This is a genomic window from Geodermatophilus saharensis, assembly GCF_900188205.1.
GTDB classification, from domain to species: domain Bacteria; phylum Actinomycetota; class Actinomycetes; order Mycobacteriales; family Geodermatophilaceae; genus Geodermatophilus; species Geodermatophilus saharensis.
The window spans coordinates 181,822-206,170 of record NZ_FZOH01000003.1; the positions used below are offsets into that span (position 1 = coordinate 181,822).

Sequence of the window (24,349 nt, forward strand, 5' to 3'; positions counted from 1 at the left end):
CGGTCAGGCCAGGACAGGGCTGAGAACCGAGCGGTCGAGCAGCCGGGCCACCGCGGGGGCGACGTCGGCGGAGCGCGTGAGGACGGCCGCCACGTGACCGTCGGGGCGCAGCACCCAGATCTCGTCCGGGCGGGCGCCGAGCGCGTCGCGCAGGGTGGGGCCGGAGTCGAGATCGCTGATGCGGTGCACGGCGACGGGCAGGTGCGCTGCCAGGGTCTCCGGCAGGGAGGGCAGCGCGGCGTCGTCCCCGACCAGCACGGTGACTCCGGAACGGGCCAGCTGCCGCAGCCGCCCCGGCTCGGGCCGGCCCGGCACGCTGATCGGGCAGTCGGGAACCAGGACACCCGGTGCCGGCACGGGGACGTCGCCGCGAGCCGGCCGGCCGGGGAACGGCCGCCGCTCGTCGGGGGTCGTCAGCGGCGAGTCGACGTACCAGAACGGCTCGGCGAGCCGGCCGGAGTCCACCTGGGCCCGGGCGGCAGCGTCGGTCGCCGCCCGCTCCAGGACGTCCAGGCGGCGGGCTGCCTCCTCGTCGCTACCCGGCACGAGGAACCGCATGGTGTCGCCGGTGACCGCCAGGTTCTCCAGCGCCGCGGCGTGCCGCTCGTCGTGGTAGCTGTCCAGGAGCGACTCGGGGGCCCAACCGTGGAGGACGAAGGCGATCTTCCAGGCGGCGTTCTCGGCGTCCAGCACGCCCGAGTTCAGGCCCCGGGCACCGAAGGGGGAGACGAGGTGCGCCGCGTCGCCGGCGATGAGCACCCGCCCGACCCGCATCCGGTCGACGACCCGGGAGTGGAAGCGGTAGACCGACTTCCACACGATCTCGTAGGGCCGGTCGCCGATCACCTGGCGGATCCGCCGGTCGAGGCCGCCGGAAGCCTCTTCCTCCGCGAGGTCGAAGTGCGGCGGCACCTGCCAGTCGATGCGGAACGTGGAGTCGGGGCAGGGGTGGATCAGCACCTGCCGGCCGGGGTTCCACTCCGGGTCGAAGTAGAACCGCCGCTCGGTCTCCCAGCCCGGCATGTCCGTGCGGATGTCGCAGATGAGGAAGTAGTCGTCGAACGTCTCGCCCTCGAAGGTGAGCCCGAGGGCCGCCCGGACCTCGTCACTGCGGGGGCCGGAGCACGCGACCGTGTACGAGCCTCGCACCGACGTGGCGCCGTTCGCGGTCGCGCACGTGACGGTCACGCCGGACCCGTCCTGCTGGATGGCCGTCACGCGGTGCCCCCAGCGGACCTCGATCAGCGGTTCGGCGGCAATGCGCTCGTCGAGCAGCCGCTCGGTCTCGCACTGCGAGATGTTGACGAACGGGGGGAATGGGGACTTCCCGCGGTCGGCGAACTGGAAGCTGAAGAGCTCCTTGTCGCGGTGGAACGTCCGGGCGGTCGTCCAGGTGACGCCGCGGCGGGCCACTTCCGCGCCGACGCCGACGGCGTCCCAGACATCGAGGACGTCGCGCTGCTGGCAGATGGCCTTGCTGCCGATCACGTCCCGCTCGGGGCGCCCGTCCAGGACGACGACGGACAGGCCCCAGCGGGCCAGCAGGAGGGCGGTGGTCTGGCCGACCGGACCGCAACCCAGCACCAGGACCGGCGCGCTCGTGGAGGGAGTAGTCATCGCCGTCGTCAGCCCTGCAGCTCGTCCCACACCTGACGGTCGCGCTCCGCCGTCCAGATGACGGGGCGCTCGATGCCGTCCATCTCGTCCCAGATGCGCTGGACGTCGAAGGGCAGGCAGTGCTCGAAGATCGGCCACTTGCCGTACTTCGGGGCCAGGGCGGTGTGGGTGGCCTCGAAGGCCTGCTTGAGGGTGCCACCGGCGCGGTGCACGTCGCCGACGGTGCGCTGCATGGTGAGGAGGAAGTCGCGGGTCTGCTCGATCGCGGCATCGACCTGGTCCCGGCCCCGGGCGATGGCGCCGCGGCCGCCGACGAGCTGGCGGGCGCCGAGGGCCTTGACCCGGTCGAGGGTGCCGGCGGCCCAGTCGAAGTGGAACGCGTCGCCGGTGTAGAGCGCGGCCTGGGACTCGACCAGGTCGCCGGCGAAGAGGATCTCGTGCTTCGGGATCCAGGCGACGATGTCGCCCTCGGTGTGACCGCGGCCGAGGAACTCGAGCACCAGCTCGCCGCGGTCGCCGCCGAGTTCGATGGTCAGCTTGTCGCGGAACGTCATCGTGGGCCAGGTGAGGCCGGGTATGGACTCGGGCTCCTCGAAGAGCCGTGGCATGCGGCCGTACTCGCTCTCCCAGTCCTGCTGGCCGCGCTCGGCGATCAGGCCCTTGGTCTGCTCGGAGCTGACGATGACCTCGGCGTCGAAGGCGCTGGCGCCCAGCACGCGGACCGCGTGGTAGTGGCTGAGCACCAGGTAGCGGACCGGCTTGTCGGTGTGCTCGCGCAGCTTGGCCAGCCAGCGGCGGGCCGCGACGGGGGTGGCCAGCGCCTCGAAGCAGACGAGGAAGTCCTCACCCTCGATGGCACCGAGGTTGGGGTCGCCCTCGGCGGTCAGCGCGTACACGCCGTCGGCGAGCACCTCGAGGGTCTGCTCCTTGACGCCCAGATCAGCGGAAGAAGCAAAGGGCTTGGTTGCCATGAGGGGATCTCCTGATCCGCCGCCGTTCGATAGTCGAACAGCACGTTCCTTTACCGGTTCAACGGTACGGGCGAGTGGCCTGTGACACAAGGGGGGACTGCGAAGTCGCTCGAATGGCGACGTCCGGGTGCCAAGCGCGTGCTGGGCACCCGGGCGCGGCTGGCCTGGGGGTGGTCGGTCGACCGGCATCCAGGCGGTGTCGATGGAGACGGTCTGGGGGACGGCGGCGATCCGGCCGACAGCAGGCATCTCGACGGCCTCCGCGTTGGCCGCCTCGGCCTGCTCGAGGCTGTCGTGGACCAGACGTCGGCCCCGATGACCGGTACGGCGACGAGCCAGGGATGATCGCGACGACGGTGCCACGGCCGGCGTGTGACCGGTGCGGCCACAGCGCCGACTCGTGATGGGGGGCCGGTCAGGCGGGGCGCGGGCGGCTCTCGTCCACCCCGGGCACCCGGCCGAAGTCCTGCGCGTAGGCCCCCATCGTCAGGTTCACCAGATCACCGCTCTGCTGATCGAGGCCGAACTGGATGCCCACGGTGCGCAGGGCGGCCAGGTCGATGAGCACCATGCCCTCGACGCCGACGTTCTTCTCCAGCCAGGAGAACAGATAGGTCTCGTCCCGCAGCTTCCAGTACGTGGCGCTGTCGGTGTCCCCGACGCCGAGCTCGGCGCCGCCGAGGCACAGCCACGTGAACAGGTTCTCGTTGAGGTAGACGTGGTCGTAGACGTCGTCGCTGCTGTAGGCGTACCGGACTCGGTGGCCGATCAGCTCGGTCGTTCGCTGGTGCGCACCGTTGCCGGTGGCGTCGGTTCCGGCGAGCTGCCCCTGGAACCAGCGCTGACGAGCCAGGTGAGGCTCCGGCCGGAGGCCGAGTTCGCCGACGGTGCCGGTGGCCTGGCCGCTGTCGGTGTCGAGCGCCATGGTGACGACGACCGGGTGGTCCTCACCGCTGCGCCGGTAGTGCAGGAAGAACAGGCCCGGCTGCATCTCGAACAGCTCGTAGGTCTCGGACCCGTCGCGTGTCCCGGCGCCGTCCTGCACCGTCCATCGCAGGGTCTCCGCCTCGAACTCGTGGATCAGCGTGAAGTCCGTGCCAGCCTCGCCCGGAACGCGGCATCGCAGTTCCAGACGTCGGCCCGCGAGCGCAGCGGACAGCGGTGGGCGGTATTCGTCGAATCCGTCGGCCATCTCGGTCAACGACGCCCAGTCGTCCTTCGCCCAGCTGAAGGCGGGGGTGGTGGTCATGTCAGGTCCTCCATGGGGATTCGGTCAGGGGGTGTCGAAGTCGAGCGGGGGCAGCGCGGAGCGGGCGACGTAGCCGAAGTCGGACACGATCGGTGACCCGTTGATCGGCGCGCTCACGGGCGAGGCGAGGAAGGCGGCGTGCGCCGCGATCTGCTCGGGCTGCATCACCGGCAGGCCGACCCCCGCGAAGCCCTGCGGGCGGCCGAGGTCTGCGCGGGACATCGGGGTGTCCACAACGCCCGGACACAGGCAGTTGACGCGGATGCCGGGGTGATCGACGGACAACGCCCGGGTGAGCTGGAGGACCGCGCCCTTGGAGGTGCAGTAGGGCGTCATGCCCTCGAACCCGACGAGAGCCGAATCCGACGCGATGAAGACCATGGTCCCGACGTCACTTCCGGCCAGCCGGGGAATGCTGTGCTTGGCGACGAGGAAGTTGCCCTTGACGTTGACGGCCATCACCCGGTCCCAGTCCCGCTCGGACACATCGGCCGCAAGGGTCCCGACCGGACCGGAGACGCCTGCGCAGCCGAGCACGGTGTCCAGCCGGCCGAAGGAGTCGACGGTCCGAGCCACCGCGTCGGCCACCTCGGCCTCGACGGTGACGTCCGCCTGGACGAACTCGACGGGGAGCCCCCGCTGCCGCAGCCCGTCTACGACGGTCTCGCCGTCGGCGCTGCGGTCGAGGACGGCCACGCGGGCGCCCTCGGCGAGCAGGGCGTCGACGCAGGCACGCCCGATGCCCGAGGCGCCGCCCGTGACGAGCGCGACGCGGTTCGTCAGGTGCAGGTCCACGGGTGCTCCTGTCGAGGGAATGCGGCTGCGGCCGGTCGAGATCCACTGGTGAGCGCGGTCGAACGCGACGGTCCCGCCGACATGGACTCCGAACATCCCGGGCGGGAGTGACCGCTGGCACACGATGCACGAAGCTCACAGAACTGGTCAAGTGGACAGCGAGATTCCGCGAGGGCATGCTCGCTCGATGTCGGGGACGTCCTCGTGGTCGTGCGAGGCTCGTTGCAGCGAGCGCGGACCTGTGGCACCACCGAACTGGAACTTCGTCGCCGGGAGCTACGCCATGACTGTCGCCAGGACCTCGCCCCAGCGGGAGGGACCTCGGTACGGAGAGGGGCGGACCGCGCTACTGGCCGCCGCGGTGCATGTGGGTGCGACCCAGGGGCTGCGTCACCTGACCTACCGCTCGGTCGCGGCGGAGGCAGGCGTGGCCCACGGGCTCGTCGCCCACCACTTCGGTACGCGGGACGCTCTGATCGAAGAGGCCCTGCAGTACTCCCTCGAGCACGGCGTGGCCTCGCTCAGCTCGGCCCCCGGAAGTGGCGACGTCGAGGCGCTGTTCGTGGGCGTTCAGACGTGGTTCGAGCAGGAGACCGACGACGCGGTGTTCCAGTACGAGCTCATCCTCGAATCGCGCCGGCGACCGGCCCTCCGCCCTCACGTGGAGCGCCTCTACCAGGCGTATCGGGAGGCTCTGCACACCGAGCTGCAAGCCTGTGGTCTGCCCGACGATCCGGACCTGGTGCATCTGGTGTTCGCGGCGCTCGACGGTCTCGTGTTCCAGCAGGTCTCCCTCGGTGAGACCGAGGCGACGCAGGGGGCGCTCGACCGACTGCGCGGGCTGCTCGGCCGGTTGCGCTGAGGTAGCTGGGCTCGCACGCCAGGGCTGTGTCGAGCGCGTCTAGGAGCGATCTCGGCCCACCGCCTGGCGGGCGTGGTCTGAACGCAGGGGCAGCTACCACCCGGCGACCGCGCCGCCGTCGCCGGCTTCCGCGTCCGGGGATCGCTTCACCATCGCGACTCGGACTGCTGTGGGCCCGGGCGTCCGCCTTGAGGCGCTCGTCGCGCGGGGTCTTCTGAGGAGTCCTCCGCCGGGGAAACGGACGGGGGAAGGGCTGTAGGCCGCTGACGCGGCCTCCCTCCAGGTCGCGCCGAGCGCTACGGGAAGAATCCCTCGCTATCCACTTGACCAGTCCCGCCGTGACCGGCACCATCCTGTGTCACCCGTCACTGTCCAACTGGCCAGTTTGGGCCAGGACGGGCTCCATGGCGTTGCCGGTCCCCGATCCCGCGGACCCCCGTTGCGTCCGGCTCTGCCACCGCCTCCCCGACGCCCCTCGCGACTTCCTCGGAAGCTCTGCAGGAAGGACCTTCGATGGTCGACACCGGTTCCTTCGACGGGCCGAGCCAGCCACTTGCCCCCAGCGGGCAGGACAGGCGCACCGGCCAGGTCCCCACCCAGACAGCCACCCTCATGCAGGGCAGCGGGCTACGCCGCAATCGGCTGGGGGTGTTCGGCGTGGCCTTCTTCGTCATCGCGGCCGTCGCCCCCATGGCAGCGATCGTCGGCGGATCTCCCGTCGTCTTCGCCACTGTGGGTCCCGGCACACCCGCGGTGTTCCTCCTGGCTGCACTGCTTTTCGCCGTCTTCAGCGTGGGCTACGTGACGATGAGCCGGCACATCACCAACGCCGGCGGATTCGTGGCCTACATCGCCCGCGGCCTCGGCGCTCGCGCGGGCGCCGCTGCTGCTGGGGTGACCGTGCTCTGCTACGTGTCGCTGCTGTGCGGGTTGTTGAGCCAGTACGGCGTCTTCGCCGAGCAGTTGCTGTCCGTCCGCCTCGGGCTCGACGTCCCCCGCGAGATCATCCTGCTGCTCTCCATCATCCTGGTGACCGCCCTGACGGCGCGCGGAGTGGACATGAGCCTGCGCGTCCTGGGTGTGCTGGTGACCATCGAGGTGCTCACCTTCGTGGTTCTGGACCTGGCGATCCTCGGTGACGGCGGTGGCACCTCCGGAGCGTCCCTGGCGGGGTTCGACCCCGGCAACGTCTTCAATGCCGGGCTCGGCGTGGCGTTCCTGTTCGCCTTCGCATGCTTCACCGGCTTCGAGGCGACCGTGGTCTTCTCCGAGGAGGCCAAGACCCCACGCCGCACCATCCCGCGGGCCGCTTACCTGTCCATCGCCTTCATCGGGATCTTCTACGCCTTCACCACCTGGTGCCTGTCGAACGCGGCCGGGCTCGACGCCGTCCAGCAGCAGGCTGGCGACAAGCTCGCCACCGGCACCTTCGTTCCTGACCTGGCCGGCGAGTACGTGGGCGGCTGGTTCGTCACCCTGCTCGACGTCTTGGTCGTGACCAGCTTCCTGGCGATGCTCATCGGCTTCGCGAACATGTTCGCCCGCTACCTCTTCGCCCTCGGCCGCGCCGGAGTCCTTCCCGCGTCTCTCGGACGTACTACCGCTCGCAACGGCACGCCGGCCGTGGCTGCCATCGCCATCGGCGTGATGGAGATTCTCGTGCTGACCGGGTTCGAGCTCGCCGGCGCCGACCCGATCGGGATCACCTTCTTCTGGCTGCTGGCGCTGGGCACCGTCGCGTTGATCGCCGTCCTCGTCCTCACCTGCGTGGCCATGCTCGCCTTCTTCTCTCGCACCGAGGTGGAGGAGAGCGCCTGGCAGACGAAGGCCGCACCGGCCATCGCCCTGATCGGCTTCGCCACCGTGCTGTACCTGGCGATCGCCAACTACGACATCCTGGGCGGAACCGGTGCGGGAAAGTGGCTGCTGCTGGGCATCCCGCTGTGCGCCGCTGCCGGGTGGGCGCGTGCGACGGTCAAGCGCTCCGTGGACTTCTCCACGGACCTGTCAAGCGGCACCCCGTGAGCGTCGTCGTCGTGACGGGCGCGGGCTCCGGGATCGGCGCTGCCGTCACCGAGGCCCTTACCTCCCGCGGCGACCAGGTCGTGGCCTGCGGGCGCCGGTCGGGCCCGCTGCACGAGGTCGCCGCTCGCACCGGTGCCCGGGCGCTGCCAGGTGACGTGGCTACCCCCGAGGGTGCCGCGGCGGCCGTCGCCGCGGCGCAGGAGTGGTTCGGCGGCCTGGACGCCCTCGTCCTCAACGCCGGTGTGGCGTACCCGGGCACCGTCGGCACGACGACTGTGGAGGCATGGAAGGAGACGCTGCGGATCAACCTCACCGCGCCGTTCCTCATGGTCCGCGCCGCCGTCGACGCGCTGGTCGCGAGTCGCGGGGCCGTCGTCACTGTCGGCTCGGTCGCCGGGCTGCGGGGCGCACCGTCCTACGTGGCCTACGGAGCCAGCAAGGCCGGGCTGCACATGTTCACCCAGGACCTCGCCGTCGACCTCGGGCCGCGTGGCGTGCGCGTCAACTGCGTGGCTCCGGGATGGGTCCGCACCGAGATGGCGGACCAGGAGATGGTCGATCTGGGCGGCCCGCTCGGCCTCGATCTCGAGCAGACCTACGCCCGGGTCACCGCCGCCGTTCCGCAGCGACGGCCCGCCGCGCCGACCGAGGTCGCCGAGGCCATCGCGTGGCTGCTGTCCCCGGCCGCCTCCTACGTGCACGGCGTCGTGCTGCCTGTCGACGGCGGCAGTACGGCCATGGACGCCGGCAGCCTCGCCTTCCTGCCGGACGCGACTCTTCCGACCACGGAGGGAGCGGCATGACCACCACCTCGCCAACGAGGCCGGGCGACGAACCTTCGGTCGTTCGACCCACCGGCCCAGGAAGGCCCGTCATGAACACGCAGTTGGACGTCATCGTCGTGGGCGCCGGATTCGCCGGGCTGGTGGCCGCCCGGGAGCTGGGTGCGGCCGGTCACCGCGTGACCGTGCTGGAGGCCCGGGACCGCATCGGCGGGCGCACCTGGACCGACCACCGCCTCGGCCACCAGCTCGAGATGGGTGGCACGTGGGTGCACTGGCTCCAGCCGCACATCTGGGCCGAGATCACCCGCTACCGGCAGAAGATCGTGCGCAGCCCGATCCCCGAGCATGCCTACTGGATCGCCGACGGCGAGCTCGTCGAGGGTTCGCCCGAGGAGCTGGCCGAACGCGGCGCCCGGGCGCATGAAGCCGTGGTCGCCGGCTCGGCCAGGTACTTCCCCGAGCCGCACGACGTGCTCGCTGTGCTGGACGCCGCGGACGAGGACGGCCGCAAGCGGCGCGAGGAGTTCCTCGCCCTCGACCAGCAGCCACTGATCGAGCGCCTGCGGGAGTCCGGTCTCAGCCGGGAGGAGATCGACCTCGCCGACGCGTTCTGGACGGCCTGCTTCAACGGCAGCTCGCAGACGGGGTCAGCCACCATGGCCTTGCGCTGGTTCGCGCTGGCGGGCAACGACTTCGACCTGCTCAACGACACGACGCTGGCCTACAAGCTCGCCGACGGGATGCGTGGGCTGTACGAGCGGATTGCCGCCGACGTCCGCGGTACCGTCACCCTCGGCACCCAGGTGGAGGCGATCAGCTACCTCAAGGACGGCGCTCAGGTCCGGACCACCGACGGGGAGGTCCTCGCCGCCGACGCCGTCATCGTCACCGCACCGGTGAACGCGCTGCGCGGCATCACCTTCGACCCGCCGCTGCCCGCTGCCGAGGCCGAGTTCGTCGAGACCGGCCTCAACTCCACAGGCACCAAGATCTGGGCCAGGATCCGCGGGCACCGCTCCTTCCTCGTCCAGGCGCCCTCCGGCCACCCGCTGAACTTCGCCTGGCCGGAGTACCACCTCGAGGACGGCACCAGCATCATCGTCGGCTTCGGACCCGACGCCGCCGCGTTCGACGGCAACGACGCCGATGCCGTCCAGGAGATCCTGCGCGGCTGGATCCCCGACATCGAGGTCGTCGAGTCCGTCACCTACGACTGGGTCGCCGATCCGCTGAGCCGGGAGACCTGGGCCACCTTCCGCACCGGCCAGCTGACCGGTGGATGGGCGCAGCTGCGCCGTCCGCACGGGCGGCTGTTGTTCGCCGGCGGCGACTACGCCGACGGCTGGGCCGGCTTTGTCGACGGCGCCATCCAGAGCGGTCTCGACGCGGCGGCCACGGTCCGTTCCTGGGCCGACCCGACCGGCACCACCCCCACCCCGGAGAACGAGGAGAAGGACATGACCACCAGCACCGTTGCGCAGGCCACCGTCACCCCCGAGACCTGGGAGCCGTTCGTCGTCCAGGGCCAGAAGCTCGGCGAGGTCCACTGGCTGGTGCAGAGCCAGCGTCCCCAGGGCGTGCTGGCCGCCGGCATCTGGCGGATCGGCCCCGTGGAGGGCGCCGAGCTGCCCTACGCGGTGGCCGGCAGCGAGACCATCCACGTCCTCGAAGGTGAGGCCGAACTGGAGACCTCCGATGGGGCGAAGATCCGACTCACCCCGGGCAACGTGGTCTCACTTCCCGACGGTTTCACCGCTACATGGCGGACTCTGTCGCCGTTCAAGAAGTTCTTCGTAGTCGCCTGACCATCCGTCAGCGGCGGGCCCCACGACCGCCACGACAAGGGCCGTACCCGTGACGCGCTGCTCGCGGTGGCGCTGGAGTTCTCCCTGGCCAACAGCGTCGGTTCGATCAGCGCCGACCCGGGCAGCGGGGACCTCGACGCGCTGTTCGCCGGGTCGTCGAGATGGTGCAGACCGACCCCGACGACCAGGCGTTCCGGTACGAGCTGATCCTGGAGGCGCGGCGTCGACCGGAACTGCGCCCGCAGGTGGAACACGTCCATGCGACCTACCGGGCGGCACTGCGGGCGGAGCTCGCCGCGGCGGGCGTCGACGCGGACGACGCGCTGGTGCACCTGCTCTTCGCCGCCGTCGACGGGATGGTGTTCCAGCAGGTGTGCCTCGACGACCCGGCGGCCACCGGCGCCGGTCTGGCGCGGTTGCGCTCGCTCCTCCGGCTGCTCGCCCGGTGACAGCGAGCGGCTGACGCCGGGCGGCTGACGCCGGCACCCGGGCTGCCCGGTCTCAGCGCAGCGCGGCGGCGACCTGCGCGGCGGCGGCGGCCACGGTGCGGCCCACCCGGTCGGTGTCGGCGCCGTCGTCGACGTGGACCACGGCGATCGCGGCGCGGGCGCCGCCGTCGGGACCGAGGACCGGCGCCGCGACGGAGCGCAGGCCGGGGATCACCTCGCCGTACGAGCTCGCCCAGCCCAGCCGGCGGGCCTCGACGAGCTCGGCGCGGTCGCCGGGGGAGGGCGGCTGCGGCAGGAGGAGGGCCAGCCCCGGGGCGCCGCGGTCGACGGGGTGGCGGGTGCCGGGGCGGTAGGCCACGTGGGCGGTGGTGTCGTGCGGTTCGACGCTGACCACGGTCACCGCCTCGTCGCCGGCGCGGACGACGAGGAACGCCGTCATGCCGAGCTCGGCGGCGAGGGCGTCGAGGCGGGGGAGGGCGGCGGCCTGCAGGTCGGTGCGCACCCCGCGGGCGAGCGCGGCCATCCCCAGGCCCAGGCGGTAGCGGCCGGCGGTGTCGCGCTCGACGAGCTGGTGGTCCTCCAGCGTCCGCAGCAGGCGGTAGGCGATGGAGCGGTGCAGCCCGACGGCGGCGGCGACCTCGGCGACGGGCTGGGGCGCGGCGGCGGTGGCGAGGTGCTCGAGGATCCGCAGGCCCCGGTCGAGCGTCTGGGACTGGGGCGCGCTCGCGCCGTCGTCGGCCGCCATCCCCGGTGCCTCCTCCGTCGGGTCCGACCAGCGTACGGCGGCCGCCCCGGCCGGCCGGGGGCGCGGCCGGGGCGGTCCCCCGGGCGGGTCAGCCCCGGTCGGGACGGGGGCGGTAGGGCACGCCGGGGTTGAAGACCTCGAGGGTGTAGGTGTCGAGGCGGCGCAGCCACGCGCGGGTGCGGGTGGCGAGCGCGGCGGGCCGGCGGGCGGTGGTGGCGGTGCTGTCCATGGCGTCTCCAGGGAGGTTCTCGATCGGGGACGTCGTCGTCCGGACGGGTCCCACGGTCCCCGCGCCCCGTTGCAGGGCGGTGTCACCACGCCCAACGGCGGGTGAACCGGGGCCGTGTCGTCGGCCACGTCCGACGGGACGGCCGGCGGCGGGCGCAACTCCGGTGACAGGCCCGCGCTCCGGTGCTCCAATGGGCCGCGCACGGGGGAGAGCACCGAGTTCGGAGGTCCTCCGGTGGACCCTGTCACCACGGCCGTGCGCCCGACCGCCGACCGTCGCCGCGAGCTGCTGCCGGCCATGCGCGGGCTGCTGCTGGTCTTCAGCGTGCTGACCGCGCTCGGGTTCACCGCGCTGTTCGTCCTGTCCACCCGCACCGACGAGGCCTTCGCCTGGACCATCCAGCCGCCGGTGACCGCCGCCTTCCTCGGTGCGGGCTACGCGGCCGGCTTCACCCTCGTCGTCCTGTCGCTGCGCGACCCGGTGTGGGCGCACAGCCGGGTGCCCGTGCTCACCATCCTGGTCTTCACGCTGCTGACGCTGGTCGCCACGCTGGTGCACGCCGACCGCTTCCACTTCGCCGCCGAGTTCGCCGACTCGCCGGCCCTGGCGCGCGGCGCGGCGTGGTTCTGGACCGGGGTGTACGTGCTCATCCCGCTCGGGATCCTCGCCGTCCTCGCCTTCCAGGAGCGGGCACCGGGCACCGACCCGCCGCGGCGGTTCCCCGTGCCGGTCGTGCTGCGGGCGGCCCTGGCCGTCGAGTCGATCGTGCTCTTCGCCGTGGGCGCCGCGATCTCCGTCGCGCCGTCGAGTGCCGAGACGCTGTGGCCCTGGACGCTCACCCCGCTGACCGGCCGGGTGGTCGGCGCCTGGCTGGTCGCCTTCGGCCTCGCCACGGCCCTGGCCGCGCTGGCCGGCGACCTGGAGCGGATGCGCACCGCGGCGATCGCCTACACCGTCTTCGGCGCGCTGGAGCTGCTGGTGGTGCTGCTGCACCGCGAGCACGTGGCGTGGGACCGGCCGGTGGCCTGGCTCTACGTCGCCGCGACCGTCGCGATCGTGCTCACCGGGGCGGCCGGCTGGCGCCGCGCCCCGGTGCCCGAGCGCGCGGCGCACGCCGCCCGCCACCGGTCCTGAGCCGGGCGCGTCCCCGAGGGACGCCGGCGTGCGGGGACGGTGCCCCGGCAGGTCGTCGGGCAGGCCGTCCGGGTGAGCGAGGCACAGCTGCGCGGCCTGGTCGGGTGGACCGTCGAGGACGCTCCGCCCGAGGCCCGCGCGGGGCGGGTGCTCCGCGCCGTCCTGCACGCCGTCTCCACCGTGGTCACCCTGGGCGCGGACGCTGCCGCCGGCGCCCGCCGGCCGACGTGGACGGTGCCCGCGGACCCGGCCGCCCACCGGGACCTCGGGTCCGTGCGGCTGCACTGGCCCTCACCCGCCCCGGGCGAGCCGGTGGCGGCCGCACGGGAGGGCGTCTGGGCGGTCGCGCCGGGACGGCCGCCCCGGGAGCTGCCGGTCCGGTCCTGGCAGGTGGTCCGCGCGGTGCCGGGCACCGGCTCCCGGCGGCCCCGGCAGGCCGGTGCGCCGTGGCGGCTCGAGGTCACCGACGGCACCGGCACCGGGTCGCTCACCGGCGCCCGGCTCGCGCTCGTCTCGATCGGTTCCCTGGCCGGGTGGCCCGAGCCGGCCGGCCCGGGGGCCGGCACGTGAGCGACCCCCCAGTACGACGGCTCCGTCAGCCGATCCCGGCGACCGCGCGGGCGACGTCGGGGGCGCAGCGCAGCGCAACCGGACGGCCGCACCACTCCGCCTCCTCGAGCGTGCCGGCCAGCAGCTCCCGGCCCGACGGCGACAGCGCGGTGAGCGAGCGGGCGTCGACGACGTCGACCCGCACCGGCTCGCGGCCGTAGCAGCGCCAGAACGCCTCCACCGCGGCGGCGTCGACCTCCCCGGCCAGGACCAGCACCCGCCCGGCGGAGGTGGCGAGCAGGCGCACCACGCCGCGGCGGGTCACGGCGGAGACGGGCACGCCGCCAGTCTGCGCGCCCGGGGTCCCCGGCGCTGTCGTGCCCGTCGGCGAGACTGCTCGGGTGGACCGGGTGCTGCTGCGCCGCGACGGGGCGGCGGTGACGGCCACCGCGTGCGGTGACGACGGCACCCCCGGCGCGGTCACCCGGCTCGCGCCCGACGAGCTGCCCGGCTGGGTCGCGGCGCGGGAGCGGGCGGCGCCGGTGCGCTGGGTGTGGGACGACACCACCCGCTGGTACCCGGCGCTGCTCGACGCCGGCGTGCGGGTGCAGCGCTGCACCGACCTGCGGCTGGCCGCCGCGGTGCTGCGCCGCTCCCCGCTGGCCGGTCCCGTGCCGGCGGCGGACCCCGGCTGGGCGGCGCTGCAGCCGGTGACCGCGGACGACCCGGCGCTGTTCGACCTGGCCGACCCCGCCGACGCCCTCGACCCCGTCGCCGAGCACCGCCGCCAGCAGGCCGCCGTCGCCGCGTCGGCCCACCGCGGCCGGCTCGGGCTGCTGCTGGCCGCGGAGTCCTCCGGGGCGCTCGCCGCCGCGGAGATGACCTGGGCCGGGCTGCCCTGGCGGGTCGACGAGCACGGCCGCCTGCTGACCGCGCTGCTCGGCGACCGGCCACCGCCCGGGCTGCGCCCGCCGGTGCTCGAGCGGCTGGCCGGCGAGGTGCGCGCCGCGCTGCGCGCCCCCGACCTCAACCCCGACTCGCCCGCCGCGGTGCTGCGCGCGCTGCAGACCGCCGGGCTGCCGGTCGAGGACACCCGCTCGTGGACGCTGGAGCGCGTCGAGCACCCGGTCGTGGCGCCGCTGCTGGAGTACAAGCGGCTGGCCCGGCTGCTGGCGGCCAACGGCTGGTCGTGGCTGGACACCTGGGTGCACGACGGCCGGTTCCGTCCGGTGTTCCTCCCCGGCGGCGTGGTCACCGGCCGCTGGGCCTCCTCCGGCGGCGGCGCGCTGTCGGTGCCGGTGCAGGTGCGCCCGGCGGCGGTCGCCGACGAGGGGTGGCGGCTGGTCGTCGCCGACGTCGCCCAGCTCGAGCCCCGGGTGCTCGCCGGCATGAGCCGCGACGGCGCGCTCGCCGAGGCCGCGCGGGCCGCCGACCTCTACGCCGGCATGGTGGCCGCCGGGGTGGTGGCCACCCGGGCGGAGGCGAAGGTCGGCGTGCTCGGCGCCCTCTACGGCGGCACCCGCGGCGAGAGCGGGCGGGTGATGCCGCGTCTGGCCCGCCGCTACCCGCGCGCGATCGGCCTGGTCGAGGACGCCGCCCGGGCCGGCGAGCGGGGCGCGGTGGTGTCCACCCTGCTCGGCCGCGGCTCGCCGTCGCCCCGCGGCGCGTGGGCGCAGCGGGACGCCGACCTCGGCGAGGCCCCCGAGCCCGGCGGCCGCGACACCGACCGCGCCCGCCGCTCCTGGGGCCGGTTCACCCGCAACTTCGTCGTCCAGGGCACCGGCGCGGAGTGGGCGCTGTGCTGGCTGGCCGACCTGCGCAACCGGCTGTGGCGCCTCGGCGAGGGCCGGCTCGACCGGCGCCCGCACCTGGCGTTCTTCCTGCACGACGAGGTCGTCGTGCACACGCCGGCACCCCTGGCCGACGAGGTCGCCGAGCAGGTGCGGCAGGCCGCCGCCGCGGCCGGCCGGCTGCTGTTCGGCGACTTCCCGGTGGACTTCCCGCTCGACGTCGCCGTCGTGCGGTCCTGGGCCGACGCCGGATGACGCGCCACGGTCGGGGAGCCGCGGTGGTCGTCGCGGTCCTGCTCGCCGGCGCCTGCACCGCCGGGCCACCGACCCCGGCACCGGCCACCGCCACCGACACCGGCCAGCGGGCCGCGCGCAGCGACGCGCTGCTCCGGGAGGTGCTGGCGGCCGACGAGCCGGGATGCTCGGCGGCGGTCGGCATCGACGGCGAGGTGGTGTGGGCCGGTGCGCGCGGCGCGGCCGACCTCCGCACCGGCCGCCCGCTCACCACGGGGACCACGTTCGACGTGGGCTCGGTCAGCAAGCAGTTCACCGCGACGGCCGTGCTCCTGCTCGAGCAGGACGGCGTCCTGACGCTGCAGGACCCGGTGTCCCGGTGGGTGCCCGGGCTGCCCGGCTGGGGCGGCGCGGTGACCCTCGACCACCTGGTGCACCACACCAGTGGCATCCCCGACTACCTGTCCGACTTCGCCGCGGCCGGCATCGAGCCGGGCGAGCGCACCACCCAGCAGCAGGCCCTCGAGACCATCGCCTCGCACGCCGCGACGGTGCGACCGCCGGGCACCTCCTTCGACTACTCCAACTCCAACTACGTCCTGCTCGCCGAGGTGGTCCGGAACGCCTCGGGAGAGCCCCTGCCGGCGTTCCTCCGCGCGCGCGTGTTCGAGCCGCTGGGCCTGGACGCGGTCGTCGACCCCGCCGGAGCCGACCCCGACGCCACCGACCCGTCCTCGGCCCGGGGCCACGTGCGGGACAGTTCCAGCGGAGCGTGGCGGCCCGCCGGCTCGCGCTTCCTGCAGGTCGGCGACGGCTCGGTGCAGACGACACCGTCGGAGCTGGTGCGCTGGGCCGACGTGTACCGCACGGGTCGGCTCGGCGGGCAGGACCTGCTCGACGCGCAGCTCGACGACCCGGCCGTGGTCGCCGGCGGCTACGGCTACGCCGCGGGGATCAACGTGCACCCCGACGGGGCGCTCGAGCACTCCGGTTCCTGGGCCGGGTTCCTCGCGTGGTTCGCGGTGTCGGCCGACCGGCACACCGCGCTGGCCGTCTCCTGCAACGGCGACGAGCCCGGGACCTCCGACCTCGACCGGCTCGTCCGGGGGCTGCACGGCGTCTGGTCCTGAGCGCGTTCGCCGGCCGGGACGGGCGCGCCCCGGGGGGATGTGGACGGACCCGGTCCGGGAGAGGATGGTGACCGGGGTCACAGGAGGTGGGCGGTGACCGGAGAGCGGCACCCGGGGGCCGGAGCGGCCGGAGCGGCCGGAGCGGCCGGGTGAGCGTGCTGCGCCGGGCCGTTCCCGCCCGGCGCGCCCTGTCGGCCACCGCCCGCGCCGCGGTCGCCGGCGTGCAGGTGGCGGCCACGCCCGCCCTGGTCACCGCCGGGCTGCTGGCCGGCTCCTCGCGGGCCGCGGTCCGGACGGCGTCGGGGCTGACCTCCCGCGTGGCCGGGCGGCCGGTCGACCTCGCGCAGGCGGCCGTGTCCGGCGCCCGCGCGGTCGGCACGCTGGTGACCGGCGCCGACCCGCTGCCCACCGGGCGGGTGCGCGACCTCGCCGGGGCCGTCACGGGCGTGTTCGAGCCGGCGCACCGCCGCCGGACGCCACGGGTGTGGGCCGACCGGGGGCTGGTGCAGGTCGAGGTCCCCGCGCCGTCCCCGGACGACCCGCCCGAGGCCCGGCACGCGCTGCGCCGGCAGCTCGAGCGCCTGGAGGGCGTGCAGTGGGCGACGGTCAACGACGTCCTGGGCCGGGTGCTGGTCGGCGTCGACCAGCGGCGGGTCGACGTGGAGGACGTCGTCGAGAGCGTCCGGTCGGTGCAGGCCGCCGGGCGCCGGCACGACGTGCTGCCCGAGCCGGCCGACCACCCCGCCGACCTCGAGCCGCTGCTGGCCGCGGCGGCCGCGGCGGCGGTCGACGCGCTGGGCGTCGCCGCCGCGCTCACGGGCCGGGCGCTGCCGATCCCCGCCCTCAGCCGGCACGCCACGCTGGCGGTCACGCTGCTCGACACGCAGGACTGGTTCACCGAGCTGCTCGTGCGGCGGGTCGGCCGGTTCGGCGCCCGGCTGGTCCTCGAGGGGCTCTCGGCGGTGCTGCACTCGGCCACCCAGAGCCCGACGGTCCCCGCGATCAACGCGGCCGCCTCCGCCCAGCAGGTGCTGGAGGTGCGCGCCCGGCGCCAGGTGTGGCGGCGGCGCGAGGAGGAGCTGTGCCGCCCCGAGCCGGACGCCGCCGACCCCGACCCCGCCGACCCCGGGCGGCGCCCGGTCCCGCTGGCGCCGGGGGCCGTCGGCCGTTACCAGTCGCGGCTGGGACCGACGACGACCGCGCTCGCGCTGACCGTCCTGGCCCTCACCGGCCGGCCCGGCCGCTCCGCCGACCTGGTCAAGGCGCTCTCGCCGAAGGCCGCCCTGCAGGGCCACGAGTCCTTCGCCGCGACGCTCGACCTCCTCATGTGCCGGTCCGGCGTGCTGCCCCTCGACGGCACGGCCTACCGCCGCCTCCACCGCGTCGACTGCGTCGTCGTCGACGGCGGCACGCTGTGCACCGGCCCGCCGGTCGTCCTGGAGGCGACCGCCGAGGCGGACGGGTGGGACGACGCCGCCGTCTGGACCGCTGCGTCCCGGCTGCTCGCCGACGACGGGGACGGGGACGGGGACGGCGGGCGTGGGACCCGGCTCGGCGACCCCCGGGAGGCCCCGGACGCGCCGGGCGCGTCGCTGCGCACGCTGTACGACCGGCGCCGCCGGGTCGGCACGGTCCTGGTCGCCCCCGAGCTCGACCCGCACGCCGAGGCGCTGCTGACCACCGCGGCCGCGACCGGGTCCCGCCTGGTGCTCACCCCCCACGCCGGCGCGCGGGAGGTCGCCGGGCTCGCCGACGAGGTGGCGCCGCAGGACGAGTCACTGCACTCCGTGGTGCGCCGCCTGCAGGCCGACGGCCGCGGCGTGCTGCTCGTCGCCGCCGCCGGCACCGCCGCGCTGCTCGCCGCCGACGTCGCGCTGGCCCCCGTCCGGCCGGACCGCTCGCCCGCCTGGGGCGCGGACCTGGTGACCGGGTCCGGCCTGGCCGACGCCTGCCGGCTGGTCCGGGCCGTGACCGACGCGCGGGCGGTCGCCCGCCGCTCGGTGCAGAGCGCGCTGACCGGCAACGTCCTGGGTGGCCTGCTGGCCGCCGTCGGGTCGGCCCGCGCCGGGCAGCGGCGGGCGACGACGCCGGGCAAGACGGCGACGGTGTGGACGATGGCCGACGGCACGGTGACGGCGGTCCGGGCCGCGCGCCGCCCGCCCCCCTCGCCGTCGGTGCACACCCCGTGGCACGCCCTCGACCCCGACGACGTCCTGCGCCGGCTCGCGGAGCTGCCCCGGGCCGACGACGCGCCGCCCGGGCCGCTGGCGCGGGCGTGGCGCCGGGGGACCGGCGTGGCGGCCGTCCGGGTGCCGGTCCGGTTCGGGCGCACGGTCGCCGCCGAGCTCGCCGACCCGCTGACCCCCGTCCTCGGCGCCGGCGCCGGCGCCACCGCCGTCCTCGGCGAAACCGCGGACGCGTTCCTGGTCGGCGGGGTCACCGTCGGCAACGCCCTGCTCGGGGCCGTCCAGCGGATGCGCGCGGAGACGGCCCTGGAGTCGCTGCTGCTCGAGCAGGACGCCTGCGTGCGCCGGGAGACCGACGGCGGGCCGGAGGAGGTCCCGGCGGGTGCGCTGCGGGTCGGGGACGTGGTCCACGTGGCCTCCGGCGACGTCGTGACCGCCGACGCCCGCCTGCTCGACAGCGAGGACCTCGAGGTCGACGAGTCCAGCCTGACCGGCGAGTCGCTGGCGGTGGCCAAGTCCGTCGCCGCGACTCCGGGCGCGGAGGTCCCCGACCGGCGCTGCATGCTCTTCGACGGGACGACGGTGGTCGCCGGCAGCGGGCGCGCCGTCGTCGTCGCCGTCGGGTCGGCCACCCAGGCCGGGCGGGCCGCGCGGGCGGCCGGGGGCTCCGCCCCGGCGGCGGGCGTCCAGGCCCGCCTCGCCGAGCTCACCCGGTCGGTGCTGCCGCTCACGCTGGCCGGCGGTGCCGCGGTGACCGCACTCGGCGTGCTGTGGCGGCGGCCGCTGCGCGAGGCGGTCAGCGCGGGGGTCGCCGTCGCGGTCGCCGCCGTCCCCGAGGGCCTCCCGCTGGTGGCCACGGTGGCGCAGCAGGCCGCGGCCCGGCGGCTGTCGCGGCGCGGGGCCGTGGTGCGCAGTGCCCGCGTCCTCGAGGCGCTCGGGCGGGTGGACACCGTCTGCTTCGACAAGACCGGGACCCTCACGGAGAACCGGCTGCAGGTGGTGCGGCTGCTGCCGCTGCCCGGCGGCGGGGACGGTGGCGGGGACGGTGGCGGGGACGGTGGCGGGGACGGTGAGGACGGCCTGCTCCGCCTCGCCGCGGCCGGGGTGGGCACCGGCGACACCGAGGCGCACGAGACCGACCGCGCCGTCGTGGCCGCCGCCGACCGTCGCGGCGTGGCGTGCGACGGGGAGCCGGAGGCCTCGGTGCCCTTCGCGACCGGGCGCGGCTTCTCCGCGGCGCTGCGCTCGGGCCGGCTGGTGGTCAAGGGCGCGCCGGAGGTCGTGCTCCGGCTGTGCACCGACGCGGGCGACGCGGCCGCCCGGGTGCAGGAGCTGGCCTGCGAGGGGCTGCGGGTGCTCGCCGTCGCCGACCGGGAGCTGGCGGGGCGGCCGGAGGACCTCGAGGGGGCGGCGACCGGGCTGACCCTGCGCGGGCTGGTGGGCCTGGCGGACACGGTGCGCGACTCGTCGGCGGCAGCGGTCGAGCAGCTGGGTGCCGCGGGCATCCGGGTGCTGGTGGCCACCGGCGACCACCCCGAGACCGCGGCGGCGATCGCGGCGCAGGCCGGCGTGCCCGACGCCGACCGGGTGGTCACCGGCGCGCAGCTGGCGCGGGCGTCGGAGCGGGAGCGGGCGCGCCTGGTCGGCGGGTCGGCGGTGTTCGCCCGGCTCACCCCCGAGCACAAGGTGCTGCTGGTGGGCGCGCTGCGCCGCGCCGGGGCCACCCTGGCGATGACCGGCGACGGGGTCAACGACGCCGCCGCGATCCGCCTGGCCGACGTCGGGGTGGGCGTGGCCGGCGCCGAGTCGCCCGCCGCCCGCAGCGCCGCCGACCTGGTGATCACCGACCTCGACCTGACCCGGCTGGTCGACGCGGTCGCCGAGGGGCGGGCGCTGTGGTCGCGCGTGCGCGACGCCGTCGCCGTCCTCGTCGGGGGCAACGCCGGCGAGGTCACCTTCACCGTGCTCGGCACCGCGCTGGGCGGGCGCGCGCCGATCGGCACCCGCCAGCTGCTGCTGGTCAACCTGCTCACCGACATGTTCCCGGCGCTGGCCGTCGCCGTCGCCCGGCCGCGGGCGGCCGCCGCCGGCGAGGACGACGGGCCGCTGGCCGGCCACCCGCTGGCGCCGGTGCTGCGCGCCGGGCCGCACCGCGGCTTCACCCAGGCGGTGCGGCGCCAGGTCGCCGTCCGCGGCGCGGCCACCGCCGCGGGCGCGACGGGCGCGTGGGCCACCGCGTGGCTGTCGATGTCGAGGCGGCGTGCCAGCACGGCGGGGCTGGCCGCGCTCATCGCCACCCAGCTGGGCCAGACCGCCTGGGCCGGCCGCCGCAGTCCGCTGGTCCTCGCCACCGCGGCCGCCTCGCTGGCCGTGCTGGCCCTGGTGGTGCAGACGCCGGGGATCAGCCGCTTCTTCGGCTGCACGCCGCTGGACCCGCTGTCGTGGCTCGTCGTCCTCGCCTGGGCCGCCGCCGGCACCGCCGCCGCGGAGGTCGTCCCGGTCCTGCTGCGGCGCCTGCGGGCGGGCGGGAGCCGACCGGCTGCGCCGCCCGCACCCGCCGCCTGATCGCCGGTCCCCCGGTCGACCTCCGCGTGGAGCCGCGGCACCGGTGTCCGAGGACGGCCCCCTTCCGGAGGGGTTGAGGACCGTGACCAGCGGGAACCGGAGGGAGGTGCCCCGGCGGACGGGCCCGGGCGCACCGCAGGCGCCCCGCCGGGGCAGGCATCCGGAGGACGGGCCTCGCGGGCACAGCACGGGACGGAGCCAGGGACGTGACCTCGCTGGGGACCGGCCGGCAGACGCTGGGGGACCGCTACGAGCTGCAGGAGCTCATCGCCACCGGCGGCATGGGCCAGGTGTGGCGCGGTCGCGACCAGCTGCTGCTGCGGCCGGTCGCGGTCAAGGTGCTGCGCAGCGAGTACGCCGACGACCCCGTCTTCCTCGAGCGGTTCCGGTGCGAGGCGCGGCACGCGGCGGCGCTGAGCCACCCCAACATCGCCGCGGTCCTCGACTACGGCGAGTCCGACGACGCCGGCACCGGTGAGCACCTGGCCTACCTGGTCATGGAGCTCGTCGACGGCGCGCCGCTGTCCGAGCTGCTGGCCGTCGACGGGCCGCTGGAGCCCGACGCCGCGCTGTCGGTGCTCCGGCAGACCGCGGCGGCGCTGTCCGAGGCGCACCGCGCGGGCCTGGTGCACCGCGACGTCAAGCCGGCCAACATCCTGGTCCGGCCCGACGGGCGGGTGAAGCTCACCGACTTCGGCATCGCGTGGTCGGCGCAGAGCGTGCCGCTGACCGGCACCGGCCAGGTGGTCGGCACCGCCCGCTACATGTCCCCCGAGCAGGCCGCGGGCGAGCGGGTCAGCCCCGCCAGCGACGTCTACGCGCTGGGCCTGGTCGGCTACGAGTCCCTGACCGGGCACGCGGCGTTCGACGGCACCAACCCGGTGACGGTCGCGCTCAAGCAGGTCCGCGAGGACCCCCAGCCCCTGCCCGACGACGTGCCGCCGCGCGTCCGCTCGCTCATCGGCGCCGCGCTGGCCAAGGACCCGGCCGCGCGGCTGCCCGACGCCGGTGCGTTCCTGGCCGCCGTCGAGCAGACGATCGAGCAGGCCGCCCGGCCGGCGCCGCCCGCCCCGCCGCCGGCCCGCGCCGTCGCGACCGACCCCGCGGAGACGGCGGAGGTGCCGGCCGCCCCCGCGTCCGGTGACGCGGCGGCCCGCCGGCGCGCGCGCCTGCTCGTCCTGACCCCGGTGCTCGCGCTGCTGCTGGTGGGCCTGCTGGCGGTCGTGCTGTGGCGGGGCGGCTCGGACGGCGGGCGGCCTCCTGCGCAGGCCGCGGAGACCAGCGCCGGTGCCGGGGGCAGCGCGGCGGCGGCCACCGCGGTCGTCCTGACGGCGAGCGACCACGTCGGCCGCCCCGCCGACGAGGTCGCCGCGGACCTCACCGCGCTCGGGCTCACCGTCGAGCAGCGGACCGAGGAGACGACGGCCGTCGAGCCCGGCACGGTCGCCGACCTCGACCCCGTGGGCGTCCCGCTGCAGCGCGGCGACGTCGTCACGCTCGTCGTCGCCGCCGCACCCTCGGCACCGGCCCCGGCGCCCGGCGGCGGGGCGCCGGCCGGGAGCGCGGGTGGAACGGCGTCCGAGGGCGCGCTGTCCGGGCCGCCCGCCGCACCGTCGGCGACCGCGCCTCCGGAGACCGTGCCCTCGGGCACCGCGCCTCCGGAGACCGCGCCCTCGGACACCGCGCCGACCGACGGCGCGCCGACCGACACCGCGCCGACCGGCAGCGCCCCGACGGCCACCCCGCCGACCGGCAGCGCGCCCACGGACACCGCGCCGACCGACGCCGCGCCCACGGGCACCGCGCCGACCGACGCCGCGCCGACCGACACCGCGCCGGCCGACACCGCGCCGACCGACACCGCGCCGACCGGCACCCCGCCCACGGGGACCCCGCCCTCGGAGCCGACCGACCCGACGCCCACGGACACGGCGCCCACGGAGCCGTCGGACCCCGCGCCCACGGAGCCCGGGGCGTCGGACCCGGACACGTCCGAGCCGCCGTCGTCCCCGTCGTCGTCCGTGGGGCCGTCGGGGTCGGCGACGCCGTCGGCACCGGCCGGGACCCCGCCGGCCCCCGACACCGGCGCGGCCGGCTGAGCGACGGCGGTTAGGGTCCTCCGCCATGCCGACCAGCTCACCCGGGGACGCGACGGCCGGGACGATCGAGACGCTGGGCCTGCCCACCCGGGCGGTCACCGCGCTCACCCGCGCCGGCATCACCGACGTCGCCGCGCTCGCCGCCCTCACCCGCCGCGAGCTCGCCGCCGTGCCCGGCCTCGGTGCGGGACTGGTCACCGCGATCCGCCGGGTCGTGCCCGAGCCGCCCGCCACCCTGCCCCGCGCCGCGACGCCGGGGCGCGACGACCGGCTCGCGCCGCCGGCCGACGACGACGGCGGCCCGGACTCCCCGGCCATCCCCTCCTTCGCCTCGCTGCGCGACCCCCGCCGCCGCACCGCGCTGGACCTGCTGGTGCCCGCGACCGGGACCCCCGACGCCGAGGCGTGGACCGAGCCCGTCCCCGAGCCGCCGACCGGGCCGCCGCCGTCACCCCCCGGGGACACCGGCCGCGGGCCCGCCGGCCCCGTCGCGCCCGCACCCCGCCCGGCCGAGTACGCCGACCTGCTGCGGCTGGGCGCGCGGCTGGCCCGCGCCGCGGTGACCGTGCCCGGCCGGGTCGCGCTGTGGTCGGTCCGCACCCAGGTCGACTGGCTGCGCCGGCTGCTCGGCAGCTGAGCCGCCGGCCCGGCCTCCGCCCGGCGACACGCCGGGAGGGAACGCGACGCTCGTCACGCTCCCCCCTGCCGAGATTGTCACGGACCGGTAACGGCCATTACCGTGGCCGCCGTCCGACCGGTCGTCGCGTCCCCGTCCGGGGAGTCCGGACGGATGCCGCCGAGTCGCCCTCCGGGCGAGCCGGGGACCCACCGCACCACTGGGGTGAATCCCGCACGCCGGACGCCGTCCGGCCGCGGGTAGGGCTGCTTCCCGCCCGAACCCGTCAGCTGACCCGGTAGGCGGCCATCGGGAGAAACGGAGAGCCGCCGGATGGCGCGCTTCTGCAGCACGACCGCACCACCCCGCCGGCTCCGCCGCACCCGGGTGCGCTCCCGCATCTGACCGCGCCCGGCCGTCCCCGACGCCGCACCGCGCCCCGCCCCTGCCCGGGCGGTGCCCGCCGGTGCGCCCGCGTGCCGCGCGACGGCCGTGCCGCCTCCTGCCCGCACCC

General features: G+C 75.9%; 18 protein-coding genes, 1 pseudogene and 1 riboswitch. Of the genes and pseudogenes, 12 read left to right on the forward strand and 7 right to left on the reverse strand.

From position 1 onward, the window contains the following. Window positions 1-3: 3 nt before the first annotated feature. The 4 genes from CHC04_RS08900 to CHC04_RS08920 form a co-directional block, all read right to left on the reverse strand. Entirely contained in the window at window positions 4-1,617 is a 1,614-nt protein-coding gene (locus tag CHC04_RS08900; RefSeq protein ID WP_089403571.1) for an FAD-dependent monooxygenase, read from the reverse strand. An 8-nt stretch (window positions 1,618-1,625) separates the two neighbouring features. Then, complete coding sequence (locus CHC04_RS08905) at window positions 1,626-2,588, reverse strand: MBL fold metallo-hydrolase (protein ID WP_089403572.1); 963 nt, start codon at window positions 2,586-2,588, stop codon at window positions 1,626-1,628. 415 nt (window positions 2,589-3,003) lie between these two features. Beyond that, window positions 3,004-3,837, reverse strand: a complete 834-nt coding sequence (locus CHC04_RS08915; protein ID WP_089403574.1) for a MoaF C-terminal domain-containing protein — start codon at window positions 3,835-3,837, stop codon at window positions 3,004-3,006. Window positions 3,838-3,861: 24 nt separating this feature from the next. After that, window positions 3,862-4,632 carry an SDR family NAD(P)-dependent oxidoreductase gene (locus tag CHC04_RS08920; protein ID WP_217897265.1) on the reverse strand — a complete coding sequence of 257 codons (771 nt, stop codon included), beginning with the start codon at window positions 4,630-4,632 and terminating at the stop codon, window positions 3,862-3,864. Window positions 4,633-4,915: 283 nt separating this feature from the next. Here CHC04_RS08920 and CHC04_RS08925 point away from each other — a divergent pair, with 283 nt between their 5' ends. The 5 genes and pseudogenes from CHC04_RS08925 to CHC04_RS08945 form a co-directional block, all read left to right on the forward strand. Next, entirely contained in the window at window positions 4,916-5,494 is a 579-nt protein-coding gene (locus CHC04_RS08925; protein WP_089403576.1) for a TetR/AcrR family transcriptional regulator, read from the forward strand. A 513-nt stretch (window positions 5,495-6,007) separates the two neighbouring features. Then, on the forward strand, window positions 6,008-7,519 hold the full coding sequence (locus tag CHC04_RS08930) for an APC family permease (protein ID WP_217897266.1): 1,512 nt from the start codon (window positions 6,008-6,010) through the stop codon (window positions 7,517-7,519). After that, the gene (locus CHC04_RS08935; RefSeq protein WP_089403577.1) at window positions 7,516-8,322 is read left to right on the forward strand and encodes an SDR family NAD(P)-dependent oxidoreductase; all 807 of its coding nucleotides are present in this window, start codon (window positions 7,516-7,518) and stop codon (window positions 8,320-8,322) included. The genes CHC04_RS08930 and CHC04_RS08935 overlap by 4 nt, the downstream gene beginning before the upstream one ends. 71 nt (window positions 8,323-8,393) lie before the next feature. After that, the gene (locus CHC04_RS08940) at window positions 8,394-10,109 is read left to right on the forward strand and encodes an FAD-dependent oxidoreductase (RefSeq protein WP_281252209.1); all 1,716 of its coding nucleotides are present in this window, start codon (window positions 8,394-8,396) and stop codon (window positions 10,107-10,109) included. A gap of 146 nt (window positions 10,110-10,255) precedes the next feature. Beyond that, window positions 10,256-10,558 (forward strand): annotated as a pseudogene (locus CHC04_RS08945) (hypothetical protein); the annotation flags it as partial. Window positions 10,559-10,610: 52 nt separating this feature from the next. Here CHC04_RS08945 and CHC04_RS08950 read toward each other — a convergent pair. Both CHC04_RS08950 and CHC04_RS24075 read right to left on the reverse strand, forming a co-directional pair. Further along, window positions 10,611-11,303: an IclR family transcriptional regulator gene (locus tag CHC04_RS08950; protein WP_089403580.1), complete on the reverse strand. Its 693-nt coding sequence runs from the start codon at window positions 11,301-11,303 to the stop codon at window positions 10,611-10,613. Window positions 11,304-11,391: 88 nt separating this feature from the next. Continuing rightward, entirely contained in the window at window positions 11,392-11,532 is a 141-nt protein-coding gene (locus CHC04_RS24075) for a hypothetical protein (protein WP_176449910.1), read from the reverse strand. A gap of 234 nt (window positions 11,533-11,766) precedes the next feature. On the opposite strand from CHC04_RS24075, the gene CHC04_RS08955 reads away from it, so the two are divergent. After that, window positions 11,767-12,666, forward strand: a complete 900-nt coding sequence (locus CHC04_RS08955) for a hypothetical protein (RefSeq protein ID WP_089403581.1) — start codon at window positions 11,767-11,769, stop codon at window positions 12,664-12,666. A gap of 72 nt (window positions 12,667-12,738) precedes the next feature. After that, complete coding sequence (locus tag CHC04_RS08960; RefSeq protein WP_141233746.1) at window positions 12,739-13,236, forward strand: hypothetical protein; 498 nt, start codon at window positions 12,739-12,741, stop codon at window positions 13,234-13,236. Between the two features lie 25 nt (window positions 13,237-13,261). Here CHC04_RS08960 and CHC04_RS08965 read toward each other — a convergent pair whose 3' ends face one another. Continuing rightward, complete coding sequence (locus CHC04_RS08965; protein ID WP_089403583.1) at window positions 13,262-13,555, reverse strand: hypothetical protein; 294 nt, start codon at window positions 13,553-13,555, stop codon at window positions 13,262-13,264. Between the two features lie 61 nt (window positions 13,556-13,616). Here CHC04_RS08965 and CHC04_RS08970 point away from each other — a divergent pair, with 61 nt between their 5' ends. The 5 genes from CHC04_RS08970 to CHC04_RS08990 all read left to right on the forward strand — a co-directional run bounded on the left by CHC04_RS08970 (window position 13,617) and on the right by CHC04_RS08990 (window position 23,856). After that, a complete protein-coding gene (locus CHC04_RS08970; RefSeq protein WP_089403584.1) occupies window positions 13,617-15,260 on the forward strand; it encodes a bifunctional 3'-5' exonuclease/DNA polymerase in 1,644 nt (547 codons plus the stop codon). Between the two features lie 23 nt (window positions 15,261-15,283). Further along, the gene (locus CHC04_RS08975) at window positions 15,284-16,369 is read left to right on the forward strand and encodes a serine hydrolase domain-containing protein (protein WP_176449911.1); all 1,086 of its coding nucleotides are present in this window, start codon (window positions 15,284-15,286) and stop codon (window positions 16,367-16,369) included. A 149-nt stretch (window positions 16,370-16,518) separates the two neighbouring features. Further along, the gene (locus CHC04_RS08980; protein WP_089403586.1) at window positions 16,519-21,120 is read left to right on the forward strand and encodes an HAD-IC family P-type ATPase; all 4,602 of its coding nucleotides are present in this window, start codon (window positions 16,519-16,521) and stop codon (window positions 21,118-21,120) included. Window positions 21,121-21,326: 206 nt separating this feature from the next. Next, a complete protein-coding gene (locus CHC04_RS25240; protein WP_281252210.1) occupies window positions 21,327-23,219 on the forward strand; it encodes a serine/threonine-protein kinase in 1,893 nt (630 codons plus the stop codon). 25 nt (window positions 23,220-23,244) lie between these two features. Further along, on the forward strand, window positions 23,245-23,856 hold the full coding sequence (locus CHC04_RS08990; protein ID WP_089403587.1) for a DNA-directed RNA polymerase subunit alpha C-terminal domain-containing protein: 612 nt from the start codon (window positions 23,245-23,247) through the stop codon (window positions 23,854-23,856). A gap of 147 nt (window positions 23,857-24,003) precedes the next feature. Next, window positions 24,004-24,156, forward strand: a riboswitch (cyclic di-AMP (ydaO/yuaA leader). Window positions 24,157-24,349 lie beyond the last annotated feature (193 nt).

Bases quoted from the DNA above. Each gene is read 5' to 3' on its own strand.
- CHC04_RS08900 (WP_089403571.1), bottom strand. From the start codon at position 1,617: ATGACTACTCCCTCCACGAGCGCGCCGGTCCTGGTGCTGGGTTGCGGT.
- CHC04_RS08905 (WP_089403572.1), bottom strand. From the start codon at position 2,588: ATGGCAACCAAGCCCTTTGCTTCTTCCGCTGATCTGGGCGTCAAGGAG.
- CHC04_RS08915 (WP_089403574.1), bottom strand. From the start codon at position 3,837: ATGACCACCACCCCCGCCTTCAGCTGGGCGAAGGACGACTGGGCGTCG.
- CHC04_RS08925 (WP_089403576.1), top strand. From the start codon at position 4,916: ATGACTGTCGCCAGGACCTCGCCCCAGCGGGAGGGACCTCGGTACGGA.
- CHC04_RS08930 (WP_217897266.1), top strand. From the start codon at position 6,008: ATGGTCGACACCGGTTCCTTCGACGGGCCGAGCCAGCCACTTGCCCCC.
- CHC04_RS08940 (WP_281252209.1), top strand. From the start codon at position 8,394: ATGAACACGCAGTTGGACGTCATCGTCGTGGGCGCCGGATTCGCCGGG.
- CHC04_RS08950 (WP_089403580.1), bottom strand. From the start codon at position 11,303: ATGGCGGCCGACGACGGCGCGAGCGCGCCCCAGTCCCAGACGCTCGAC.
- CHC04_RS24075 (WP_176449910.1), bottom strand. From the start codon at position 11,532: ATGGACAGCACCGCCACCACCGCCCGCCGGCCCGCCGCGCTCGCCACC.
- CHC04_RS08990 (WP_089403587.1), top strand. From the start codon at position 23,245: ATGCCGACCAGCTCACCCGGGGACGCGACGGCCGGGACGATCGAGACG.